Annotated in this window: 18 protein-coding genes; all 18 read right to left on the reverse strand. The window is 34.4% G+C overall.

All coding sequences use genetic code 11. The features are described from left to right. Nucleotides 1-51: 51 nt before the first annotated feature. Nucleotides 52-534, reverse strand: a complete 483-nt coding sequence (locus tag ABJF08_RS03685; RefSeq protein ID WP_348114693.1) for a hypothetical protein — start codon at nucleotides 532-534, stop codon at nucleotides 52-54. 175 nt (nucleotides 535-709) lie between these two features. After that, nucleotides 710-3478: an outer membrane beta-barrel protein gene (locus tag ABJF08_RS03690; protein ID WP_348114694.1), complete on the reverse strand. Its 2769-nt coding sequence runs from the start codon at nucleotides 3476-3478 to the stop codon at nucleotides 710-712. Nucleotides 3479-3661: 183 nt separating this feature from the next. Beyond that, nucleotides 3662-4966, reverse strand: a complete 1305-nt coding sequence (gene der, locus ABJF08_RS03695) for a ribosome biogenesis GTPase Der (RefSeq protein WP_348114750.1) — start codon at nucleotides 4964-4966, stop codon at nucleotides 3662-3664. Nucleotides 4967-5108: 142 nt separating this feature from the next. Further along, nucleotides 5109-6086 carry a polyprenyl synthetase family protein gene (locus tag ABJF08_RS03700; protein ID WP_348114695.1) on the reverse strand — a complete coding sequence of 326 codons (978 nt, stop codon included), beginning with the start codon at nucleotides 6084-6086 and terminating at the stop codon, nucleotides 5109-5111. A 234-nt stretch (nucleotides 6087-6320) separates the two neighbouring features. Next, nucleotides 6321-7412 (reverse strand): T9SS type A sorting domain-containing protein, encoded by a 1092-nt coding sequence (locus ABJF08_RS03705; RefSeq protein WP_348114696.1) that lies wholly within the window; start codon nucleotides 7410-7412, stop codon nucleotides 6321-6323. A 249-nt stretch (nucleotides 7413-7661) separates the two neighbouring features. Further along, complete coding sequence (rlmN, locus tag ABJF08_RS03710; protein ID WP_348114697.1) at nucleotides 7662-8705, reverse strand: 23S rRNA (adenine(2503)-C(2))-methyltransferase RlmN; 1044 nt, start codon at nucleotides 8703-8705, stop codon at nucleotides 7662-7664. A gap of 97 nt (nucleotides 8706-8802) precedes the next feature. Continuing rightward, nucleotides 8803-10458 (reverse strand): T9SS type A sorting domain-containing protein, encoded by a 1656-nt coding sequence (locus tag ABJF08_RS03715; RefSeq protein WP_348114698.1) that lies wholly within the window; start codon nucleotides 10456-10458, stop codon nucleotides 8803-8805. A gap of 190 nt (nucleotides 10459-10648) precedes the next feature. Next, nucleotides 10649-11701 carry a tRNA preQ1(34) S-adenosylmethionine ribosyltransferase-isomerase QueA gene (gene queA / locus ABJF08_RS03720; RefSeq protein ID WP_348114699.1) on the reverse strand — a complete coding sequence of 351 codons (1053 nt, stop codon included), beginning with the start codon at nucleotides 11699-11701 and terminating at the stop codon, nucleotides 10649-10651. A gap of 67 nt (nucleotides 11702-11768) precedes the next feature. Next, nucleotides 11769-13052: a 3-phosphoshikimate 1-carboxyvinyltransferase gene (locus tag ABJF08_RS03725; protein WP_348114700.1), complete on the reverse strand. Its 1284-nt coding sequence runs from the start codon at nucleotides 13050-13052 to the stop codon at nucleotides 11769-11771. A gap of 3 nt (nucleotides 13053-13055) precedes the next feature. Beyond that, nucleotides 13056-13385: a nucleotide pyrophosphohydrolase gene (locus ABJF08_RS03730; protein WP_348114701.1), complete on the reverse strand. Its 330-nt coding sequence runs from the start codon at nucleotides 13383-13385 to the stop codon at nucleotides 13056-13058. A 1-nt stretch (nucleotide 13386) separates the two neighbouring features. Beyond that, nucleotides 13387-15384, reverse strand: coding sequence for a DUF3857 domain-containing protein (locus ABJF08_RS03735; protein ID WP_348114703.1), 1998 nt, complete (start codon nucleotides 15382-15384; stop codon nucleotides 13387-13389). Continuing rightward, nucleotides 15384-17288 carry a DUF3857 domain-containing protein gene (locus ABJF08_RS03740; RefSeq protein WP_348114704.1) on the reverse strand — a complete coding sequence of 635 codons (1905 nt, stop codon included), beginning with the start codon at nucleotides 17286-17288 and terminating at the stop codon, nucleotides 15384-15386. The genes ABJF08_RS03735 and ABJF08_RS03740 overlap by 1 nt, the downstream gene beginning before the upstream one ends. A gap of 72 nt (nucleotides 17289-17360) precedes the next feature. Further along, nucleotides 17361-17810 carry a D-aminoacyl-tRNA deacylase gene (gene dtd, locus ABJF08_RS03745; protein ID WP_348114705.1) on the reverse strand — a complete coding sequence of 150 codons (450 nt, stop codon included), beginning with the start codon at nucleotides 17808-17810 and terminating at the stop codon, nucleotides 17361-17363. After that, a complete protein-coding gene (gene rsgA, locus ABJF08_RS03750) occupies nucleotides 17807-18814 on the reverse strand; it encodes a ribosome small subunit-dependent GTPase A (protein ID WP_348114706.1) in 1008 nt (335 codons plus the stop codon). Before rsgA ends, dtd begins: the two co-directional genes overlap by 4 nt. 111 nt (nucleotides 18815-18925) lie before the next feature. Continuing rightward, the gene (locus ABJF08_RS03755; RefSeq protein ID WP_348114707.1) at nucleotides 18926-20008 is read right to left on the reverse strand and encodes a bifunctional 3-deoxy-7-phosphoheptulonate synthase/chorismate mutase type II; all 1083 of its coding nucleotides are present in this window, start codon (nucleotides 20006-20008) and stop codon (nucleotides 18926-18928) included. Continuing rightward, nucleotides 19998-20858, reverse strand: coding sequence for a prephenate dehydrogenase (locus ABJF08_RS03760; protein ID WP_348114708.1), 861 nt, complete (start codon nucleotides 20856-20858; stop codon nucleotides 19998-20000). The genes ABJF08_RS03755 and ABJF08_RS03760 overlap by 11 nt, the downstream gene beginning before the upstream one ends. Continuing rightward, nucleotides 20855-22018: an aminotransferase class I/II-fold pyridoxal phosphate-dependent enzyme gene (locus tag ABJF08_RS03765; protein WP_348114709.1), complete on the reverse strand. Its 1164-nt coding sequence runs from the start codon at nucleotides 22016-22018 to the stop codon at nucleotides 20855-20857. The genes ABJF08_RS03760 and ABJF08_RS03765 overlap by 4 nt, the downstream gene beginning before the upstream one ends. Beyond that, nucleotides 22015-22827: a prephenate dehydratase domain-containing protein gene (locus ABJF08_RS03770; RefSeq protein ID WP_348114710.1), complete on the reverse strand. Its 813-nt coding sequence runs from the start codon at nucleotides 22825-22827 to the stop codon at nucleotides 22015-22017. The genes ABJF08_RS03765 and ABJF08_RS03770 overlap by 4 nt, the downstream gene beginning before the upstream one ends. Between the last annotated feature and the right edge of the window lie 100 nt (nucleotides 22828-22927).

Below are 22927 nucleotides of genomic sequence, written 5' to 3' on the forward strand. Positions count from 1 at the left end.
AGTGGGGCAATTTAAGGATTATGAATGGGTTAGTCATAAAAACTAGCCATTTTACTTTTTTAAATCTTTCATAGAAAAACCTGGATGGTCTGCTCTAAACTTCCAGTAACTGGTCCATTCACCTAATTTTTCATTAGACTTATATTCTTCCACTTTAGAGAGGCTAGATTTTTTATAGTACAGTGCATAACCGGAAACTTTGCCGCGTTCGTACTGTTTTTTAATGGTACGATATCCATTATGATTATGAAACACCCACCAGTTTTGCTTAAAGTTATTTTTATAAAATCCTTCTTTATCTAACATGCCATTTGTGTACAAATACCAATAACCGTCTTTTTCATTACTTTTAAAATGCCCTTGAGCACTTATCTCACCAGCATTATAAAATTTCCAGTAACCATCTTTCTCTCCGTTTACTACCCAACCTTCACTTGTTAACACACCGTTTTGATAATCTTTGACATACTCCCTATCTGTACTCAAAAACAACAAATTACTTAATACTAAAATTAAGGCTCCTATATATTTCATGATTATATCTCTTACTCTTATCAAAGAACATAGAAACACATCACATTTTGATCACAAAAGAGTAATCTACTATTTCAAAAAGGTAAAATCTGACATAAGTAGGGAACTATATATAAAATAAGGTTGAGTCTGGAATGGATTCCGCTTTCGCGAAAGCGGAACACTCATCTAACATTTAAAAACCATTATCTCTATTAGGATCTTTACCACCGAATTTTGAGAACTTATAAGTAAAACTAAGCATAAAGTATTGCTTAAGAACAAGGCTACTCGTGTCTGCAACGTAATCACCAGTAATACTTCTATTAGTATCTATAATCTGATTAAGTATATCATAAGCTTTAAGTTTTACAGTCGCTTTATCCTTAGCAAATTTATACCCTAGACTACCTATAAGTACAATAGAATCGTCATCAAAATTTCCAGAAATATTTCCAAATTTATTGTACTCACCACGCAATCCTAGAATAACATGTTGTGGCCAAGAAGTAGTAATATCAATCGCTACACGCTGGTTTACAAAATCCTGATCGCTTATAGAAGGAATATCATATTGCGTTTTATTTGCCGTGATTTGGTACTCTAGATCTACATCTATGTAATCTCTTAGACTATACTCAAAAGTTAGACTAGGAGAAAAACTTAAATTATCTGACTGAAAAGCTACTCCATTAGTAAAACCTTTATCTAGAGAAATATTTGCATTTAAACTGAAGTCAAAACCTATCTCTCTAGCATCCTTTTTCCATGTTTTTGAAAAACTAGAATAAAGATAACCGTTATACTCTCCATTTATGTTAGCATATGTAGTGGTTCTAATAAGATCTAAATCTGTAGTCGTAATCGCAGCAACACTATTATCTGTATAGGTAAATCCTCCACCAGAATAAAAACCAGAACCCTTTTCCCAATCATAACGACTTAAGTTAAAGTAGATATTATGTTGCTGACTCGCATCAAGATCTGGATTACCTATAATAATGTTTTGAGGGTTTGTTCTATTTTCTACGGGCTGTAACTGTCGCACGCTGGGCACGTTTACACTATTGCGGTAGTTTAAATATATCCTACCGAACTTACCGAATTTATAACTAAGGTTTGCTCTTACATAAGGGTCTGTAAACTCCTTCTCAAAACTAGTACTCAACAATTGATCTTCACTATCTAGTGTTTGATAAATAACTCCTGCACTAACATCTAGCCTTAAATCATTTTTCTTATATTTTAATCCTACACTAGGCCTTTGCTGTGTATTCTTAACCTCATAATCATTACTTAGCGTCGTATTGAAAACTAAATTACCAGATCCATCTCTATCAAAAACGCTTCTCTGATTAGTTTCTTTTCCTGCTTCAAAATTATAGTTTAAAACAAGTCCCATAGTTTCTGTAAGCTTCTTATTAAGATATGGAGTTATAGAAAACCTTTGTGAATCTGACTCTTCATCTATTAATTGATCTTGAATCTCTGGAGTCTCAGGGTTACCTGCTGTATCAAAGGTGGTTGTTGTACTATTAAAATCACTTTGAGAATCACTATTATTTTTATTTAAATCTCCATAAAAACCATAGTTAGTACCTTTTTCCTGTGTTCTTCTAGATAAGTTAAGACTTGCTCTATAAGACCTATTTTTTGAGTCCGATATAGAAGATGTATTAACAGTGTTAATATTATTACCACTTTCATCACTAGATATAGAACTACTCGTACTATCGCTATAGTTATCTGAAAGGTTTATGTTAGGCCTTACACTAATAGTGGTAAGAGTATCTGGTTTAACTTCTATACGTCCACTTATTCTATGACTATTTCCAGATCTATCACCACGGCTAGAACTTTCTGTATTAAATGTTCTATCTGGTAAAAACGTAGTACGACGACTATCAGATGCTGACTGTGTATCATTACCTCCATAAAAGTAGTTTAAAGACGCACTTACTTCTTTACCCCAATCGTTAGACATATTAAGTCCAGCGCTATCGCTGGAAGTTATACCACCGCTACCACCAAAGTTGACACCATTAACACCAAAACTACCGTTACTACTCCTTGAAATTGAATAAGCACTACTACCCATGGCGTCATATATCTCGTCAAAGGAGAATCCGGGACTATTGATATTATTACTACTTCCTAGAACACTTAATTTAAAATCTTCATTAAAATAATTAACGATACCACTCATGGAGTACCTATCATCGGTACCGCCACCAGCTGTTAATCGCGAGAACCAACCTTTATTTTTATCTTCATCTATAGTTATATTAATCTCACTTATGTTAGCATCTCCATCTTCACCATTTGCTTTTTGGGCATCTGTTTTAGATTCTGTCACCTGGATTTTATCGATAATTTCTTTTGGTAAATTTTTAAGTGCGATTTGTGGATCGTCACCAAAAAACTCTTTACCGTTCACTAGTATTTTAGAAACCTCTTTACCGTTTACAGTTATTTTACCATCCTTATCTACCTTCACTCCTGGCAGCTCTTTCATTACATCTTCCAGAGTAGCATCTGCCTTTGTGTTAAATGATTTTGCGTTAAACTCTAGAGTATCTTGTTTCACAGTTATAGGTGCTTTTCTAGCTTTAACTACTATACTATTTAAGGATTCTATATCATTACTCAAGTTAATCACACCTAGATCCAACTCTCTACCATCATTAAGATTTATAGTTTTAGAATAATTTTTATACCCCTGAAAAGAGGTGATAAGCGCGACTTTTTCATAAGCCGTATTACCAGACAAGGTAAAAACGCCTTCTATATCAGTTATAGAGTACGTAATTAAAGTAGAATCTTTTGCACTCTCGAGGTAAACGGTTGCGCTTAGGAGTTTTTCATTAGTTAAAGAATCATTTACTATTCCCTTAATAGTAAACTGCTGTGCTTGTGACGAGATAGAAAAAGCCATTAAAAAAATGGCAACGAAGAATAACCTCATAGCTGAGTGGTTTGGTTAGTTAGTTACGGTCTAGAGGGAAACGCAATGTTATTAGTAAAATTTTAACGTCGCGCTATTCTTAACAATTTATTAAGAACCACGTCTCGTTTATTTAAATCTCAATGATGGGCATAAAAAAAGGCATCCTTTTCAGGATGCCTTTTAAATAGTATAAAATTTCTTTTACTTTTTTCTCATGTATACACTAATCGGCACACCATTGAAATCAAAATGTTTTCTCAATTGATTTTCTAGATATCTTTTATAAGAATCTCTTACATACTGTGGTAAGTTACAGAAAAATGCAAACTGTGGCTGCGGTGTTGGTAATTGAGTAATAAATTTAATTTTCACAAACTTACCCTTTAATGATGGCGGCGGATAGCTCTCAATTAATGGAAGTAACACCTCATTAAGTTGACTCGTTTTAATCTTTTTACTACGGTTTTTATAAACCGCCACAGCAGTTTCAATAGCTTTATGAATACGTTGCTTATTCATTACAGAAATAAAGACAATAGGCACATCTGTAAAAGGCTCCATTTCTTTTCTAATCATAGCCTCGTATTCCTTAGCCGTGTTAGTTTCTTTATCAACCAGATCCCATTTATTCACTAGAACAACGATTCCTTTACGGTTACGCTCTGCTAGCCAAAAAATATTTTGCACCTGACCATCAAATCCTCTAGTTGCATCCAGCATAACGATACAAACATCTGCATGTTCTATAGCTCTTACACTACGCATTACACTGTAAAACTCTAGATCTTCACGTACTTTTTTCTTTCTTCTAATACCAGCCGTGTCGACTAGATTAAATTCAAAGCCAAAACGATTGTATTTTGTATCTATAGAATCTCTTGTAGTACCAGCGATATCAGTAACGATATATCTTTCTTCACCTATAAGTGCATTGATAAAAGAACTTTTACCAGCATTAGGCCTTCCTACTACAGCAAATCGTGGTAAATCATCTACCTTTTCTTCTTCTGTATCTGGTAATATTTTTACTACTTCGTCTAATAAGTCACCAGTACCACTTCCATTCATACTAGAAATAGAAAAATACTCTCCTAGACCTAGGTTATAAAATTCATAAGCATCTTGCTCACGCTGATTGTTATCTACTTTATTAACTACTAGAAACACCGGTTTAGTAACCTTACGCAATAGAGTAGCCACATCTTCATCCATAGGTGTAATACCTTCTTCGGCATTAACCATAAAAAGAATCGCGTCTGCCTCATCAATAGCCAGCTCTACTTGTTGATCTATCTCTTCTTCAAAGACATCGTCACTACCGACTACATACCCACCAGTATCAATAAGAGAAAACTCCTTACCGTTCCAGTCACTTCTTCCATAATGTCTATCTCTAGTTACTCCACTTACAGAATCAGTGATCGCCTCTCTCCTTTGAATCATACGATTAAAAAGAGTTGACTTACCTACATTAGGTCTTCCTACTATTGCTACTATACTCATGATGGCATTTTTTGCGTCTGCAAAGGTAGTTTTTTATTGAGGATTAGCGTACTAGCTAGGATAAGATGTTTGATAAAAATTCCGCTTTCGCGAAAGCGGACTAAACACAAACCGTTTTGTGCAATAAAAGCATGAAGTTAGGTTCTTACTTTTTACGATCTATTACATAATCGACCATCATTCTAAGTGAATTCTTATACTCAGACTCTGGATAGGTATTTAAGATAGCAAGTGCCTCTTCCTTATATTGATACATAGCTTTTATCGCATAGTCTAAACCGCCGTTATTCTTAACAAAGTCAACAACCTGACGCACTCTTTTCTTATCTCGATTATGTTTTTTAACTGAATTGATAAGCCATTTTTTATCTTTGGCACTAGCGTTATTAAGACAGTAAATTAACGGCAAAGTCATTTTTTGTTCCTTAATATCTATTCCAGTAGGTTTTCCTATACGCTCATTTCCATAATCAAAAAGATCATCTTTGATCTGAAATGATATACCTATAAGCTCACCGAATTTGCGCATTTTCTCCACATCTTCACTTTCTGGAGAGACAGCACCAGCTCCTAAGCTACAACATGCGGCTATTAAAGTTGCCGTTTTTTTACGAATAATATCGTAATAGACCTCTTCTGTAATATCTAGGCGTCTAGCCTTTTCTATTTGCAATAATTCACCTTCACTCATTTCACGTACCGCAACGCTTATGATTTGTAAAAGATCAAAATCTTTGTTATCTATACTAAGAAGTAGTCCTTTAGAAAGCAGATAATCACCTACTAAAACAGCTATTTTATTTTTCCATAAAGCATTTACAGAGAAAAAGCCTCTACGCTTTAAACTATCATCCACTACATCATCATGAACTAACGTAGCTGTATGAATAAGCTCTATAACAGACGCGCCGCGATAAGTACGCTCATTAACCTGCCCATTACCCACCATTTTTGCAACTAGAAAAACAAACATAGGTCGCATTTGTTTCCCTTTGCGATTTACTATAAAATGCGTAATTCGATTTAATAAAGCAATGCGCGAAGCCATAGAAAGATGAAACTTCTTTTCAAAAAGCTCCATTTCATGAGCTATAGGCTCTTTTATTTGCTCTACTATCTTCATAAGGTTGCAAATATAATGATAGTGATATTTTAAAACAGCAATCATTAACTAACATTTAAATACGAGATGAATATGGATCACTTTATACCATTCCAATAGTGATTAGAGATTTGTTTAAATACTTTTCTCTCGCTTTAATTTATTTTTAAGGTTAAAATCAAAATTTGAAACGAAAAAAACCGTTTTGACTTGACATCAAAACGGTTTAATAAAAATTATGATACTTATTAAAAGTTAGTCAATGATCACGCGCTTTGTAGAAATCGTGTCACCAGTTGTAACATTCAGCAAATAAATACCGCTTGCAACATCACTTACATTTAAGGAAGAATTCTCATTTTGTATTGATTTTTCCATAACTACTCTACCGTTTAAATCAACTAGCTTAAGATTATTAACCGTTAAAATTGAGCTACTTACATTTATAACATCTGTAGCTGGATTTGGAAAAAGTTTAATTTCATTGTTAACTAATAAATCTTCTTCGATACTTAAAGTACTTCTAGAAACCGCAGTCAGTATAAAATCATCTATAATAATAGAAGATGCTGCTGCATTTCCATCTCCAGAGAATCCAAATATTTGGTTTACATCAGGTATCTGCCCAGTAATAACAAAGGCTGCTGTACCAAACTCCTCTGAAGTACCTCCATTAAGATCTGTAGCCCATATTAACTCACCAGTTGTAGAATTATATGACATTGTTAGCGTCACCCAAGTATTTGCAGGTGCTATGAGTGCCGTAGGATTTCCAGCAGTATCATCAGGACCTAAAGAAAATGCAAACAACCCAATAGCGCCACCATTATTTAAAGTTCCTAATCCAGAAATCTCTCTAGTATTAAAGTCATAATCCATTGCTACTATAGTACTACCATCGGGAGCCGAAACTACAAATCTATTTGTTGTAACACTTGAAGTAGTTGCACCTGTAAAAATAGAAATAGTTGCATCTAACACATCGTTTCCAGCGGTTCTACTTGCCCAATCAGATGATTGAAAACCGTTTTTAAGAATTTGTCTAAAACCGCCCGTACCATTTGGGTTTGTGATTTGCATACCACGCGTTGAATTCAATCCGTTAGCAACAATCTGCACGTTAGAATTCCCAGCATTATTTGTTGTTTCTGCTGGAACAGCCGTAGCATCACCATTCAAAACACTTCTAAAATAACCTCCTTCACCTGGTCCTCCATTAAATCCTAAATCAGCAGCTGTATGTGTATCACCGATCGCAAGTGTGTTAAAATTTTCAGAATCTAGAACTTGACCAGAAACTGTAATCGACAGTGCAAAAGCACTGATTAAAAGTAAAGTTTTTTTCATTGTTATGGAATTTTAAGTAAAAATAATAAAACTCGCTAATAAATATAAAAAAAAATGTTAAAATAGCCTCTAGTTTTTTGATTTTCAAGAACTAGAAAAACCTAAATCTACAAACTACATATCCGTCAGTTCAAATGCAGACTATATAACAAAAACCATAAACAAAGAATGAATTATAATACTTTAATCATAATTTATTTAAATGTATGATACTATTCAAAATAAAAGATTTACAAGATTAGAATTGTTTTATTGTTGCTTATTTGCCAGTTGACCGCAAGCAGCATCGATGTCCTTACCTCTACTTCTTCTAACGTTTACGACTATACGGTTGCGTTCTAGTTGTGATCTATACAATTCTATAGCCTTGGGACTAGCCTGTTCAAATCTAGGATCATCTATAGAATTATATTCAATAATATTTACCTTACAAGGTATGACCTTACAGAATTTAACCAATTCATGTACATCCTCTTCTGTATCATTAATACCTTTCCACACCACATATTCATACGTAACCTTTGTACCTGTCTGTTCATACCAGTATTTCAAAGCATCCTTTATATCAGACAATGGAAATTGCTCATTAAAAGGCATGATCTTAGTACGCTTTTCATCTATCGCACTATGTAATGAAAGCGCCAGGTTAAACTTAGGACCGTCGTCAGCAAGTTTTTTCATCATCTTAGGAACTCCACTTGTAGAAAGTGTTATACGCTTAGGTGACATACCTAAACCATCTTTACCTGTAATCTTTTCTATAGATTTAAGAACGTTATTATAATTCATCAACGGTTCTCCCATACCCATAAATACAATATTGGATAAAGGAATATTGTGATACAATCTACTTTGTTGATCTATAGCTATTACTTGATCATAAATCTCATCTGGTTGCAAGTTTCTCATACGTTTTAACCTAGCAGTAGCGCAAAACTCACAGTTGAGACTGCAACCTACTTGAGAAGACACACAAGCAGTGGTTCTAGTAGCGGTAGGTATTAGTACAGATTCTACAGTTAAACCATCATGAAGTTTAACGGCATTTTTTATTGTACCATCTTCACTCCTTTGCATATCGTCTACCCTAATGTGATTGATAACAAAGTGCTCTTCAAGAAACAATCTGGTATCCTTAGAAACGTTAGTCATATCATCGAAAGAATGCGCACCTTTTTTCCATAACCATTCATAAACCTGGTTACCTCTAAAAGCCTTATCTCCATTATTAACGAAATAATCTCTAAGTTGATCTTTAGTAAGTGATCTAATATCTTTCTTCTTCTCTTTCAAAATAGTATATAAAAAAAACGCATTGCAAAATTACATGATCTTGCAACGCGTTTTGTATGAAATCTTAAGTTTATTACTTTTTAACTAATCTTAGCAGTTAAATTTTAGAAATCTTTTCTGTTATAGAATTATTCCCATCTTGAATTTTCAAGAAGTAAATACCATTAGATAAATTTTGAATATCTAATTGATTCTCTATTTGGTTAAATGAACCAGAACGTATCACCTTACCAGAAAGATCATAAACACTATAATTAGCAGGATTCTCTAACACCACATTAACAATACCCCTAGATGGATTAGGATACAATTGAATATTCATGATAGTATTTACTTCATCATTACTCAAAACATCATAATAATCTCCATTTACAAACGTAGCACCAGTATTATCAGGATCTAACCAATCTCTCAATCGAGTAGCTGAATTAAAACCGCCTGCCCAAGATGTATCCATTCTACCATAATAGTCTGGAGCACCATTATCTGTCGTTCCACTACAAGCTGCACCACCACCTAGCAATTGACCTACTATTTGACCATTTTGATTTACCAGGCAACCACCAGAAGACCCTCTTTCAGTCACTCCGTAATCCCAATCAGATATAGTCCAACAAGCAACACCTGACGCTGTTTGAGCAAAAGTAAATTGATCATTACGAGCTAACTTCATAATATCTCCAGATGGGTGATGAAAACTAATTTGTGAAGAAGCTGCAGAGCTCCCGTTATTCCATCCACCATAATAAAGGTTCCATAATGCTGGTGGAGTTTGATTAATTTCAAATAACGCTACATCACTCGCTCCTCTATTTGCTCTTAAAGTAGCACCAGTTAAAACTCTAGTTGGATTTAAATTACCTATGGTATTACTAGTTGTAGCACAATCTGGCGTGTTGGTAAACCAATCGAAACCGAAAGACAAATTACTCGCATTATAAGATGTTGAAGAACCATCAGCAGTTGAAAGACAGTGATTTGCCGTTAAAAAATAAGGCGTAGCATCTTCTCTTACATTATTTACTAATGTCCCTGTACACAAACCATTACCATTAATAATAACCCTAGCAACAGCATGTCTATAGTTATTTCTAATAGTAGTCCAATCTTGACCATTTGACGATCCCTGATTTGGGTCACACATCATATCAACATTACAACTTCCAGATTCATTCAACTTAAGAAAACTAGTTTCTTCTTCTCCAAAACCTCTATAACCATGAACTACATTTTCAATAGATATACGACCTTGATTTTTAACAGCTGCTGGCTCATAATATTCCAACCATATGTTATCTCCATAAACAATCCAAGAACCTAAAATTCCATCTTCTTGATTTTCTTTGTGAGTATAAGGACCTATCTTATCAGTATGCTCATTGTTATATAAATACAACTCAGCTCCAACAGGAAGCTCATAACGATCAAACAAAAAGTTTATAGTTTTAGCTCCTATTGACTCGATATTTAACCTCCATATTCTATCACCGTTATCTAACTCTAACCACTGACCTGAGTTAAACAAATTAAGATCAACAGGAATTTTCTCTCCAAATCTATATGGCTTAGTCAATTCAAAACTCGCTAAAGCATCTTCTTGCTCCAAAGACGCTTGATCGAACTGAGGCATAGTTATTTTTTGAGGCTGACTTTTAAAAGTCAAATCCCAACCACGTGGGGTTTCTTCATTTGTTACCTGTGCTAGCGCAATTTGAGAAACAAATAATACAGCTAAAAAGTATAATTTTTTCATTATTAAATAGTTTTAAGGGAATAATGGCAAGATAATTCAATGTAATTAACTCACATAATTTCTAAGGTTAAATTGTTAATGAAAACATAAACTCTAATTAACCTTAATTAACTCATAATTTACATTAGAAACAAAATAAATGCCACAAGTAAAACTTGTGGCATTTTTAAAATAATTAATTTAACTCTTATTAGTCTATAATAAGCATAGCATCACCATATGTACTGAATTTATAATCTTCTTTAAGGGCAACATCATAGGCCTTCTTAAGTAAATCATAACCTGCAAATGCAGCTGCCTGCATCATCAAAGTAGATTTTGCAGGATGAAAATTAGTAATCATGCTATTTGCAATAGAAAAATCATAAGGAGGGAAAATAAACTTATTAGTCCACTCATCAAATGTATTTAAACGACCATTACTACTAACAGCACTTTCTAAAGTACGCATAGTGGTAGTCCCTACAGCACAAACATTCCTTTTATTATTCAACGCTTCATTAACCGCAGTACAAGTTTCTTCTGTAATAAAAGCTTGTTCACTATCCATCTTATGTTTAGATAGATCTTCTACTTCTACAGGTGCAAATGTTCCTAAACCTATATGCATAGTTACCGTAGCCATTTTCACACCCTTAATTTCTAGACGCTTTAATAAATGCTTAGAAAAGTGTAAACCTGCGACAGGTGCTGCTACAGCTCCTTCTTTCTTAGCAAAAATAGTCTGAAAACGCTCTTCATCTTCCGGCTCTACTTCTCTATTTAATTCTTTAGGAAGAGGTGTTTCTCCTAAATCCTTAAGTGCCTGTCTAAATTCTTCATAACTACCATCATAAAGAAAACGTAACGTACGCCCTCTAGATGTCGTGTTATCAATAACCTCAGCGACTAGACTCTCATCATCACCAAAATATAATTTATTACCTATTCTTATTTTTCTTGCAGGATCTACTAAAACATCCCAAAGCTTTGTTTCTGGATTAAGTTCTCTCAACAAGAAAACCTCGATTCTAGCACCAGTTTTTTCTTTATTACCATATAATCTGGCAGGAAAAACCTTGGTGTCATTCATCACAAAAATGTCATCTTCATTAAAATAGTCTATCACATCTTTGAACATCTTGTGTTCAATTTCTCCAGTTTTCTTGTGCAAGACCATTAACTTAGACTCATCTCTATTTTCTGCTGGATATTGTGCTATGCGATCTTCTGGCAGATCGTAACCAAATTGTGATAACTTCATTAATTCCTTTTTATTATAAGCTGCAAATATACGATTTGCGCATAGGCCTTGTCAAGTAAATAAGCGGTTAAATTTCTGTAATCCTTACATTTACCTTATTAAGGTCATTATAAAAGTTTTTGTAACTTTTTGTCACCACCATCGCCTCATTAATAATGAGCTCTGTTTTCATGCACAGCGGTGCAAATGCCATTGCCATTCTATGATCTTGGTAAGTATCCACGATAACCTCTGGATTAAAACTAGATGGGGTTTTAAAATGTAATTTTATAGAGTCGTTAGTTGTTGTTATCTCGCTTTCGCGAAAGCGTGCTCCAACAGTTTTCATTGCTTCTATACGATCTGTTTCTTTAATTTTAAGAGTATGTAAACCTGTAAACTGTGCATCTACACCCAATCCCAAACAAGTAGCAAATACCGTTTGAGCCTGATCTGGCTCGTTAGTTAAGTCCAACATGATTATATCTGGGAGTTGTTGATCTATTTTAACCAGACGAATTCCGTTCTCAATAAAAACGGTTTCCACACCTAGCGGTTTATATATTTGAACCAACTCGCTATCACCTTGTAATGAATTTTCTCTGTAAAAAGAAAGACTCATTTCGTATCCTACTTCTTGCATCGCTACCCAACTGTACCAATACCCTGCACTACTCCAGTCGCTTTCTACTTGTGCGATAGTAATAGCATTATGATGTAATGGTTTTACCTCTATGAGCTCATTTTTCTCTGATATACTTTTTTGCGTACCTTCATTCCCGCTAGTAGTTAAAAAACTAACATCTACACCTATCTGTTTTAAAATATCTACAGTCATTTCTAAGTAAGGTCGCGAGGTCAGATTTCCATAAATTTCTAGCTGAAGTCCATTCTCAAAGCTAGGAGCTATTAAAAGTAAGGCTGTAAGAAACTGACTGGACACACTACCGTCTACCGATAGTTTACCACCTTGAATCTTTTTCCCAACTATTTTTAAAGGTGGAAATCCTTCTTTTTCAACATAAGACACATTTGCTCCTAAGTCGTTAAGCGCATCTACTAATATACCTATGGGACGTTGTTTCATGCGATCACTACCAGTTAAAGTAATTTCTCTACCTTCTTGAGAAGCAAAGAAAGCGGTCCCAAATCGCATCGCGGTACCTGCATGTCCTATATCAAGAATACTTTCTTCGCTTTTTAAAACATGACTTAAATGATCGCTATCATCACTATCTGACAAATTATCAATGTCTAAATTTTTATAAAGCGCTTGCAATATCAACCAGCGATTACTTTCACTTTTTGATCCTGAAATAGTTAATGCCACGTGTCCTCTAGGCTTATCTACTTTATGTAATCTTAAATCCATGTATTAAGATTTTAATTTTTCATTGTTATGGTGTCTATCGTGATCTCGCTCTGTTTTTAATTGCAGTTTTTTATTAAATGCAGTTTCTAAATCTGTCCCAGTCTGGTTTGCAAGACATAAAACGACAAACATCACGTCAGCTAGTTCTTCTCCTAGATCTTTATCCTTATCACTTTCTTTCTCACTTTGTTCTCCATATCTTCTTGCTATAATACGCGCCACTTCACCTACTTCTTCTGTAAGTTGCGCCATATTAGTAAGCTCATTAAAGTAACGTACTCCATGCTGCTTGATCCACTGATCAACCTGCTCTTGTGATTTCTTAATACTCATATTATATTTTTTTGAGGACTATTTTTTGAGCGTCTTTTTCTACGATTGCCTCAAAGAATTTTTTAAACGCTACATAACTATCTGGTTGTATGACCGAAGTTGATAAATCAAATGTAGCAACTGTTGAAATAACACCATTAGTATAACTAGATATATACTTGTAATAACCGACATTATCGTTATACATTATTTTTACATTTTCAGGCATAGACTCTATTTCATAGCCTTCGGGCATTTTTATATTTACAATAGTTTTTGTTTTTACAGGAAATGACAAGTCCACAGGTAATTTTCTAGTCTCAAGTTTAAATGGGTTCTCTTCATTTGCCTCATACAAAAGTGGCGTTAAATAAATTTTATCACCCACGTGATCTACTGCATTTTTATATTTTACATCGTATCTTAAAGTAAGGTAGGAATCTACATCTTCTAGACCCTCTAATCTTACTTCACTTACTTCTAACCCTACATTATCATTCTGGACATATTTCTCTAGCTCATCTTCAGTAGAGTTAGTATTAGAATTTCTAGCCCTAAGAGCCATATAATTAGAATACCTCTTTTGTCCATTACCCATAGCATGGGAATCATTATCTAAAGCAACCTCTAATAATGTGATCTCTTCAGATTTTTGATTTTCGGTAAGCTTGATCCATTCAGAATTACCATCCTTTTTTATCAATCGCCCTTTCCAACTTGCAGCTCTTAATGGTATTAAGTTAAGCCCTGCATATTTTTCTGTTGCGTCTAGAAGTACTTTTTCATCACCATAGGTAGCCTGAACTACTATATAATCAAAACCTTCTCTTGTTGGAAAAATAGGAGTCTCACTATCAGAAGAACTCACTAATACTGGATAAGCCTCTATACCTGTTTCTCTCAGCATTGAAACAAGTAGTAAATTCACTTCAGAAACATTACCTGAACCAGTTTTATAAGCATCTTTTAAACCGTTCTTAGTAAATACCCCATATTTATTATTCCATTTAACCTTGGATTTTAAAAAACTCAGAACTTCGACTATTTTTTGTTTATCAGTAACAGATGGTTCAATAATTTCTTCTAAATCTTTTCTATAAAATCTAGATTGCTTTATTTCATCACCAAAATTATCACTATCGTAAATAGTTTTTGCTACTTTCTCCCAACTTGTCCCATATTCCTTTTTTACCTTACCGGTACCTACATAGTTCACTGATGCTAAATTAACAATCATCTTTGCACGATAATTGTTTAAATCACCGGCAAGAAACTCTGGAAGCAAGGCTGGTATATGCTGTTGGGAAAAAGAAATTGCTTTATTTGATAATCTAACCTGTTGAATTTTTTGATCAGAATCAAAGTCATCACTTTCACCAGCTACGATTAATGAAGAGGTTAAGCTATTTTCAAAATCTGATGCGTTGAAATCAATCTTATAACTTGCTCTAGGATTAAAAACTACATTATAAGAATAATATTCAGGGAATTGAATTCCGACTTCTAGATTGACAACAGGCACACCATATTGCAAATTAATATCATCTATAAGTGGAAATGGGGATTCTATAACATAATTAAATTCTATTACTGACCCAACTCTCACGTCTGGCATTGTAAAAGACTTCGATTTATAATACTCATTAAGATCTTCTGTAAAAACAGAATTAACATCTAACTCTATGGATTCTACTTTTCCATCTATTAGATTATAAGTCGATCCGACCATGCTTTTTAAGCTTTCACTGCCACTATCTGAGCTATACAATTGAATACTATTAGTTGCATACTCTAAGCCTTCTTCCGTTTCGATTCTTATTCTTTGACGAAAGGATAAATATTGTTTAAAATCAACGAAAAAAACATCTACACTATTTAAAATGATGATTGCATCATGATTATTACTTGTATCTTCTGTTTTTATCTCAAAATCTTCAATAGTCACTTTTCCTAAACCCAAATCTTGACCAAATGAATAACTACCACAACTAAACAATAAGGCTAATAATACTTTTTTCATTAAATAAATTTTAATACCGCTTTTGAATTATCATGCTTTACAATTAATGCACGAAATTCTCTATAAAGTTCATAATCTTCTTTACCGAAATACCCTTTTTCAATTTTAAGATATCTCTTTATTTTTAATTTATTATTACCTAAATCACTAATAACTAATCTATACTCACCGAATTTAGTATTCAATTTCACTTCGTCGGGCAATGCATCTATTGCAAATGCTGCATCAAGATTAATTTCATATTCATCTACGTCTACATAACCTCTATCGATTTCAAAATCAGCGTATCTAGCTTTATATCTTTTAGGCTCTGTTTCATTCCTATTAAAAAACACAGGTTTAAATAAAACTAAATTGCCTGTCTTAGAAGCGTACTTATCAACTGTTAAGTCTACAATTTCAGTAACCTGTACCAATTCTTTATCGTTAATAACCTCCGTAGTTTCAATATGTACTCCATTTAAATGACCCCAAAAATTAGAATACATCTTTACTAAATCTTTTTTAGACTTCTTATCCAATTGATCTCTAAAAGAATATTGATAACCTGTTGTACTCATTTGAATACGTGCCCTAGCACTTCCATCTTTTTGCAACTCAATTTGAGCTTTACTCTTCTGTAAATTACTTTCTGTATCATAAACCGTAGTATGAAGAATCTCTCCACCTGCATCACTTACGACTAAGGCATCTCTATCATCTGTCCATCCAGCTATATAACCAAAAGGATTTGTTTTACTCGTGCACTCTAACCAAATATTCTTTTCATCATCAAGTTGTGGTACATATAAAATCATGTGATTTCCCTGTGTAGAAGAAAAGCTTTTATCCACACTACGTATATTACTATCTCCATAAATAATTGCGTGATGAGACTTTATTCCTACTTCATTCAATAAAGCTTTGGTATAATTAGACAGTCCTTTACAATCTCCATAAGCTACGTTATGCACGCTCATTGCATCTATAGGTTTCCAGCCACCTATACCTACTTGTACACTTATATAACGAGATCTTTCTTGCATGAATTCATATACTATTTTTGCTTTTTCCTTTTGAGTCTTAGCATCCTTAGTAAGCATTTTTACTTCATCTACTACCTCTTTAGGTAATTCTCCTACATCAGACAATAATTCATCATTCATCCATTTACCAAAGTCTTTCCAGTCGTTATTTATACCTGCCACACCTTTCATACTAAATTCCTTCATAGCAATTTTCACCATTGGCCCATAAGTATCAAACCCTGGACTATAAGCCTGTGGCACAAGTGCGGTTAAGTTAGTTGCTGTATAATTTAAATTACCATTCTTAGTTATAGCATAATTATCGAGATGAGACTCTTTGAACTTTACCTCAATCCCTGAATTATTGATCACTTCATAATTTGAAGATTGCGTACTCACATAAAAATATTCTAATGGCACCCAGCTAGGTAGAAAAGCCGTAGTACTATATTCTACAGTAGAAGTAAAATGAATCGTAAATGGATAGTCGCGAGGTGTATAATCTAGATATTTTACTCGATTATCACTATATAAAGTCCCATTAGAAACAGCACTTACATCCTTAAAGTCCTTTTCTTTAATTCTAACAACTTTATTACCTGCAGCATCGTAAATAGTAGCCTCTATCTCATCTACCTTAGTATCGTCATCATAAGATTCTGCCGCACTAATATCTGACAGTCCTTTTTTATTCAGTACTGTGACTATTCTATCCGTCGTCACTTCAACATCATCATAATCTTTAATAAGTATAGAAACATTGTTTTTCCTAATTACCGCATTGGCATTTTTTAAAAGCTGTGCTGGTATATTTTCAGAAGATTGATATTCCTTGTCTTGTGCTTTAAGAACTTGATAAATAGACAAGCAAAAAACGAATAGTAGTAGTTTTTTCATAACATCTCAAAGAAAATAAAATTATGGTTAACAACCATAAAAAAAGAGAGAAGTTAATCAATAACCTTAAAATCACTTACTCTTACTATCTACAGTAATGGTCACAGGACCATCGTTAAGTAGTTGAACTTTCATATCAGCTCCAAATTTTCCTGTGGCTATATTTTTGTTTAGCTTTCGCGAAAGCGAATCTATAAAAGCTTCATATAAAGGTATCGCTACATCTGGTCTTGCAGCCTCTATATAACTGGGTCTATTGCCTTTTTTTACGTTTGCAAATAGAGTGAATTGTGATATTAACAATATATCTCCATCAATATCTTTTACACTATAATTCATCTTACCATCTGCATCTGAGAAGATTCTCATACCGGTTATTTTATTAACTAACCAGTCTATATCTTCTTGTGTATCTCCATTAGTAATTCCTAACAAAACAAGGAGTCCGCTACCTATCTCTCCATGAATTTTACCTTCTATGGTAACGCTTGCACTAGTAACTCTTTGTATGACTACTCTCATGGTTGTGCCTGGTGTTTATCCTGACGGTAATTTTCTTCGTCTCCATTTACTATTTGTACATAGCTTTCATAGCGACTTAAAATCATCTCGCCATTTTCTACTGCCTCTTTTACTGCACATTTAGGCTCTTCTATATGCATGCAGTTGTGGAATTTACAGTCTTGTTTTAACTCTTGTATTTCTGGGAAGTAATCTCCTATCTCTTCCTTTTCCATATCTACTACTCCAAAACCTTTAATACCAGGTGTATCTATAAGACGTGCACCAAAATCCAAATCAAACATTTGTGCAAATGTGGTGGTATGCTGACCTTGTTTGTGCTGTTCAGAAATTTGTTTTGTTTTTATCTGTAATCCTGGTTGTACAGCATTTGCTAGCGTACTTTTTCCTGCACCACTATGACCTGCAAACATGCTGGTCTTACCCTTCATCTTTTCTTTTATTATATCTATATTTTTACCGCCAGCGGCACTTATAGCAATACATTCATAACCTATAGATTTATAAAGACTCATTAAATATCGCACTTCATCCAGCTCTGTCATAGTAAGCAACTCTTCTCCAGTTTCTGGATCTATCAATACTTCACCCTGGTCATCGTTATAAGTATCCACTTTATTAAAAGCGATAACTACTGGTATGTGATAAGCTTCGGCAGTGACAAGGACGCGATCTATAAAAGAAGTAAATGTGGGCGGATTATTTAAGGTAACCAATAAAAAAAGCTGATCCACATTTGAAGCTATAATATGAGTTTGTTTAGATAAGTTAACCGATTTACGCACGATATAATTATCTCTCTCTTCTATCACATTAATAATCCCTATTTCTTCATCTCCTTTTTTCTCAATTTCAAACTGTACTTTATCACCTACAGCAACAGGATTAGTACTTTTGATTCCTTTTAAACGGAATTTTCCTTTAATTCTACAAGAGTAAAATGCGTTATCCTCACCTTTTACTTCGTACCAGCTACCTGTTGACCTATAAACAATTCCAGTCATTAATTAAGTTGTGTTTTCTGCATGTCACAAAATTACGCTTTTTAAAGCTAAAGAGATTTTTCTAAAAATCAAAAAGGACAGAAATTAATCTGCCCTTATGAATATGGTGATTTAATTATTAATCACTTTTTCTTGATGCACGATAGATTCTTGGTGCACTGCTTTAAAAACACGTAGAATAAACTCTTCACTTAATCCTTGCTCTTCACCAGCTAGAATCATTTTACCTAAAATCTCATTCCATCTTTTAGATTGTAAAACAGCAACGTTACGTTCTTTTTTAAGCGCTCCTATAGCATCGGCAGTTTTCATTCTTTTACCTAATGTCTCAATAATAGAATTATCTATAATGTCTATTTGAGCTCTAAGAACACCTAACTTAGACTGGTAACCTACCTCATCATCTTGCTCTTTTCTTATACGCAAATCTTTAAAAATCTGGATAAGAGAATCTGGTGTTACCTGCTGTGCAGCATCACTCCATGCATTATCTGGATCATAGTGCGTCTCTATCATTAAACCGTCAAAGTTTAAATCTAGCGCCGTTTGCGATACTTCTAATATCATATCTCTTTTTCCAGTAATGTGAGATGGATCACATATTAAAGGAATATCAGGATAACGAGTCTGGAAGTCCACAGCTATTTGCCATTCTGGATTATTACGGTACTTTGACTTATCATAAGTAGAAAAACCTCTATGAATAACACCTAGGTTTTTAATATTTGCTGTATGAAAGCGCTCCACAGCACCTATCCATAAGGCTAGATCTGGATTTACTGGATTCTTAACAAGTACCACTTTATCCGTTCCCTCAAGAGCATCTGCTATTTCTTGAACTATAAAAGGACTTACCGTAGATCGTGCTCCTATCCATAATAAATCAATATCATGTTCTAGCGCTAGCTCTACGTGTGCGCGATTTGCCACCTCGGTAGCTGTTAAAAGTCCCGTTTCCGCTTTGGCTTTTTGCAACCATTTAAGACCTATCGCTCCTACACCTTCAAAGTTACCTGGACGTGTTCTAGGTTTCCATATACCGGCACGCAAATAAGTCACATCAGTATCTTTTAACTCGTGTGCAATTTTAAGCACTTGCTCTTCTGTCTCTGCGCTACATGGCCCAGCGATTACTATCGGATGCTCTAATTTGTGAGCGTCTAACCAACTCCTGAATTCTTTTTTATTTTCCATTTTCTATTCCTTTCAGTATCGTTTTTATTCTATTTGTTTGTTCCATATCTTTAAATATGGCGTTGTGATCGTTGTTTTTTACGCTTTCGCGAAAGCGAGATAAATTCTCAATATATCCATCTAGACTAGCTAGAACGTGTTCTTTATTTTGTGCGAAGATAGGTGTCCACATGGCCGGAGAACTTTTTGCTAATCGTACCGTACTCTCAAAACCACTACCAGCAAGATCAAAGATATCGCGTTCATTCACCTCTTCTTGTATCACTGTTTTCCCTAACATAAAGCTAGAGATATGTGATAAATGAGAAACATAAGCAATATGTTTATCATGTGCCGCGGGCGTCATGTAGCGCACACGCATCTTTAACTTTTCAAAAAGCTCAATTGCCATTTCTTGCAACTTAAAAGCCGTTTTTTCTACCTCACAAACTATCATGGTTTTGCTCTTAAACAAATTATGGATCGCTGCATCTGGCCCAGAGAACTCGGTGCCGGCAATAGGATGCGCGGCTAGAAACTGCCTTCTATTCTTATGCCCTTCTACCGTTTTACAAATAGCCTCCTTAGTAGATCCTACATCTATAACCAGCGCATCTTCATTTACTAGATCGAGTACTTGAGGTAAAACTTCTAGTGCCACATCTACCGGTATAGAAACGATGACTAACTGTGCATCTTTAACATCTTCTAACTGTGCAACGTGATCGATAATCTTGTTGCTCTTTGCCTTTAAAGCATGTTCCTCATTTTTATCAATACCGTATAATGTAGATTCTGGGTAATGGTTGCGCAAATCTTTTAAGATTGAACCACCTATTAAACCTGTCCCTATCAGAAATATATTTTTCATCTCTCTACAGTATTAGTCACTCTTAAAATCATTTCTTCTACTTGCTTTTCTTCTACACAAAGAGAAAAACGCACATAACCTATTCCGTTTTTACCAAAAATACTTCCTGGAGCGATGAAGATATCATTATTATGTAATAAATGGTCTACAAATGCCTTATCATCTGACTGTCCATCTGGTAGTTTACACCATAAAAACAAACCGCCATCTTGCTCTTGCGGCATTAAGTTTAAACTTGTTGCAAGTTTAATGGTTGCAGCTCTACGCTTTTTATAAATCTCATTTTGAGTATTTAACCAGCTGTTATCTGTTTGCAATGCAGCAATTGCTCCTTTTTGCACACCATAAAACATACCGCTATCCATGTTAGTCTTTACTTTAAGTACCTCTTTAAGTAAACCAGCAGCACCGGTAAGCATACCTACTCTCCAGCCGGGCATGTTATACGTTTTGCTAATAGAGTTCAACTCCAGAGCAACGTCCATAGCACCATGTATCTGATGGATACTTATTTTATTTTCATAACCTATACAGCTGTATGGATTATCATTTACTATTAGAATGTTATACTTTTTTGCAAATGCTACTAATTTTTCAAAAACAGTTAACGACCCAGCAGCACCTGTAGGCATATGAGGGTAGTTAGTCCACATGATCTTTACTCTAGAAAGATCTAGTTTTTCTAACGCTTCAAAATCTGGCATCCAGTTTTGAGATGCTGTTAAATTATAAGTTACAGCAGTTGCCTCACATAATCTAGTCGCACTTGCATACGTAGGGTAACCAGGGTCTGGAATTAAAACCTCATCTCCTTGATTTAAAAAAGCCATAGAAATATGCAGAATCCCTTCTTTACTTCCCATTAAAGGAATTACCTCAGTCTCTAGATTTATTGATACTTGATATTGCTTTTTATAAAAGCCGGCTATTGCCTTTCTCAATTCTGGCAATCCTAAATAGCTTTGGTAACCATGTGCTCTGGCGTCTTGTACTGCTTCTATAAGCGCTGGCACCACATTAGGCGGCGGCAGTAAGTCTGGACTGCCTATACCTGCATTTATAACAGGCTTACCATTATTAATTAAACCTCTTACCTCGCGCAACTTTGTCGCAAAATAATATTCTTGGACGCTATCGAGTCTCTTTGCTGGTTGTATCATAGCGAGTGTGATTTATATATTCCTAAAACAACTAGTGATTCTACTAGAATACCTAGCTCTAATTTTGCTTCTTCGAACTGGCCTATTCTCTTAAACTCAAGATCTGCGACAAAAGAAAATAAGAACGGTTTTTCTACAATAGGTATGGATTGAATTTTTGAAACATTAATACCTAGTTTACCTAAAGTGATTAATATTTCTCCAAGGCTACCTGGCTGGTGTCCAGCAGTAAAATTAATAGTCGCTTTATTTACTTCTTTTACAAAACCATTTGATTTCTCTACGATCACAAATCTGGTTGCGTTTTTCTTAACCTCTTGAATATCTCCTGATATAATCTCTAATCCATATAATTGTGCTGCATGTGCAGACGCTATTGCTGCAATACCACGTTTATTACTTTGGGCAATTCTATAAGCAGCTGCTGCAGTATCATCTGTTTCAACTAGTTTGATTTGTTCGTGATTTCTAAAATACGGTTTGCATTGCAACAACGCCATAGGATGTGACTGTACTTCTATTATATCTGTTATATCCTGACCTGCCAGCGCCATTAACTGGTGCTCTATATTTAAATAATACTCTCCTGTAATATGCAGTTTTTGCTCTCTAATCAAGCTATAATTAGGCAATATGCTACCGGCTATAGAATTACCTATAGCCATAATGCCTTTATCCACCTTACCGTTTGAAACAGCTATCACTAGTTGGTCAAATGAATCACATTCTAATAAATCCACATCACCACATAGCTCGACAGCCACCTGATGGTGATAAGAACCTTTAATACCTTGAATAGCTACTTTCATTTTTGAGTAAAAAAAAAGCCTTGATTAGATCAAGGCTTTGTTGTTATATAAATTGTTTAATTATTACAATACAGCCTTTCCCTCTATAAAATAGAAGTAA

Origin of the sequence: Nonlabens sp. (genome assembly GCF_039941875.1) — a bacterium.
Lineage (GTDB): Bacteria > Bacteroidota > Bacteroidia > Flavobacteriales > Flavobacteriaceae > Nonlabens.

What these genes read in the sequence shown, in the direction of transcription:
- ABJF08_RS03685 (WP_348114693.1), bottom strand. Translation starts at nt 534, where the DNA reads ATGAAATATATAGGAGCCTTAATTTTAGTATTAAGTAATTTGTTGTTT.
- ABJF08_RS03690 (WP_348114694.1), bottom strand. Translation starts at nt 3,478, where the DNA reads ATGAGGTTATTCTTCGTTGCCATTTTTTTAATGGCTTTTTCTATCTCG.
- ABJF08_RS03700 (WP_348114695.1), bottom strand. Translation starts at nt 6,086, where the DNA reads ATGAAGATAGTAGAGCAAATAAAAGAGCCTATAGCTCATGAAATGGAG.
- ABJF08_RS03705 (WP_348114696.1), bottom strand. Translation starts at nt 7,412, where the DNA reads ATGAAAAAAACTTTACTTTTAATCAGTGCTTTTGCACTGTCGATTACA.
- ABJF08_RS03715 (WP_348114698.1), bottom strand. Translation starts at nt 10,458, where the DNA reads ATGAAAAAATTATACTTTTTAGCTGTATTATTTGTTTCTCAAATTGCG.
- queA (WP_348114699.1), bottom strand. Translation starts at nt 11,701, where the DNA reads ATGAAGTTATCACAATTTGGTTACGATCTGCCAGAAGATCGCATAGCA.
- ABJF08_RS03725 (WP_348114700.1), bottom strand. Translation starts at nt 13,052, where the DNA reads ATGGATTTAAGATTACATAAAGTAGATAAGCCTAGAGGACACGTGGCA.
- ABJF08_RS03730 (WP_348114701.1), bottom strand. Translation starts at nt 13,385, where the DNA reads ATGAGTATTAAGAAATCACAAGAGCAGGTTGATCAGTGGATCAAGCAG.
- ABJF08_RS03735 (WP_348114703.1), bottom strand. Translation starts at nt 15,384, where the DNA reads ATGAAAAAAGTATTATTAGCCTTATTGTTTAGTTGTGGTAGTTATTCA.
- ABJF08_RS03740 (WP_348114704.1), bottom strand. Translation starts at nt 17,288, where the DNA reads ATGAAAAAACTACTACTATTCGTTTTTTGCTTGTCTATTTATCAAGTT.
- dtd (WP_348114705.1), bottom strand. Translation starts at nt 17,810, where the DNA reads ATGAGAGTAGTCATACAAAGAGTTACTAGTGCAAGCGTTACCATAGAA.
- rsgA (WP_348114706.1), bottom strand. Translation starts at nt 18,814, where the DNA reads ATGACTGGAATTGTTTATAGGTCAACAGGTAGCTGGTACGAAGTAAAA.
- ABJF08_RS03755 (WP_348114707.1), bottom strand. Translation starts at nt 20,008, where the DNA reads ATGGAAAATAAAAAAGAATTCAGGAGTTGGTTAGACGCTCACAAATTA.
- ABJF08_RS03760 (WP_348114708.1), bottom strand. Translation starts at nt 20,858, where the DNA reads ATGAAAAATATATTTCTGATAGGGACAGGTTTAATAGGTGGTTCAATC.
- ABJF08_RS03765 (WP_348114709.1), bottom strand. Translation starts at nt 22,018, where the DNA reads ATGATACAACCAGCAAAGAGACTCGATAGCGTCCAAGAATATTATTTT.
- ABJF08_RS03770 (WP_348114710.1), bottom strand. Translation starts at nt 22,827, where the DNA reads ATGAAAGTAGCTATTCAAGGTATTAAAGGTTCTTATCACCATCAGGTG.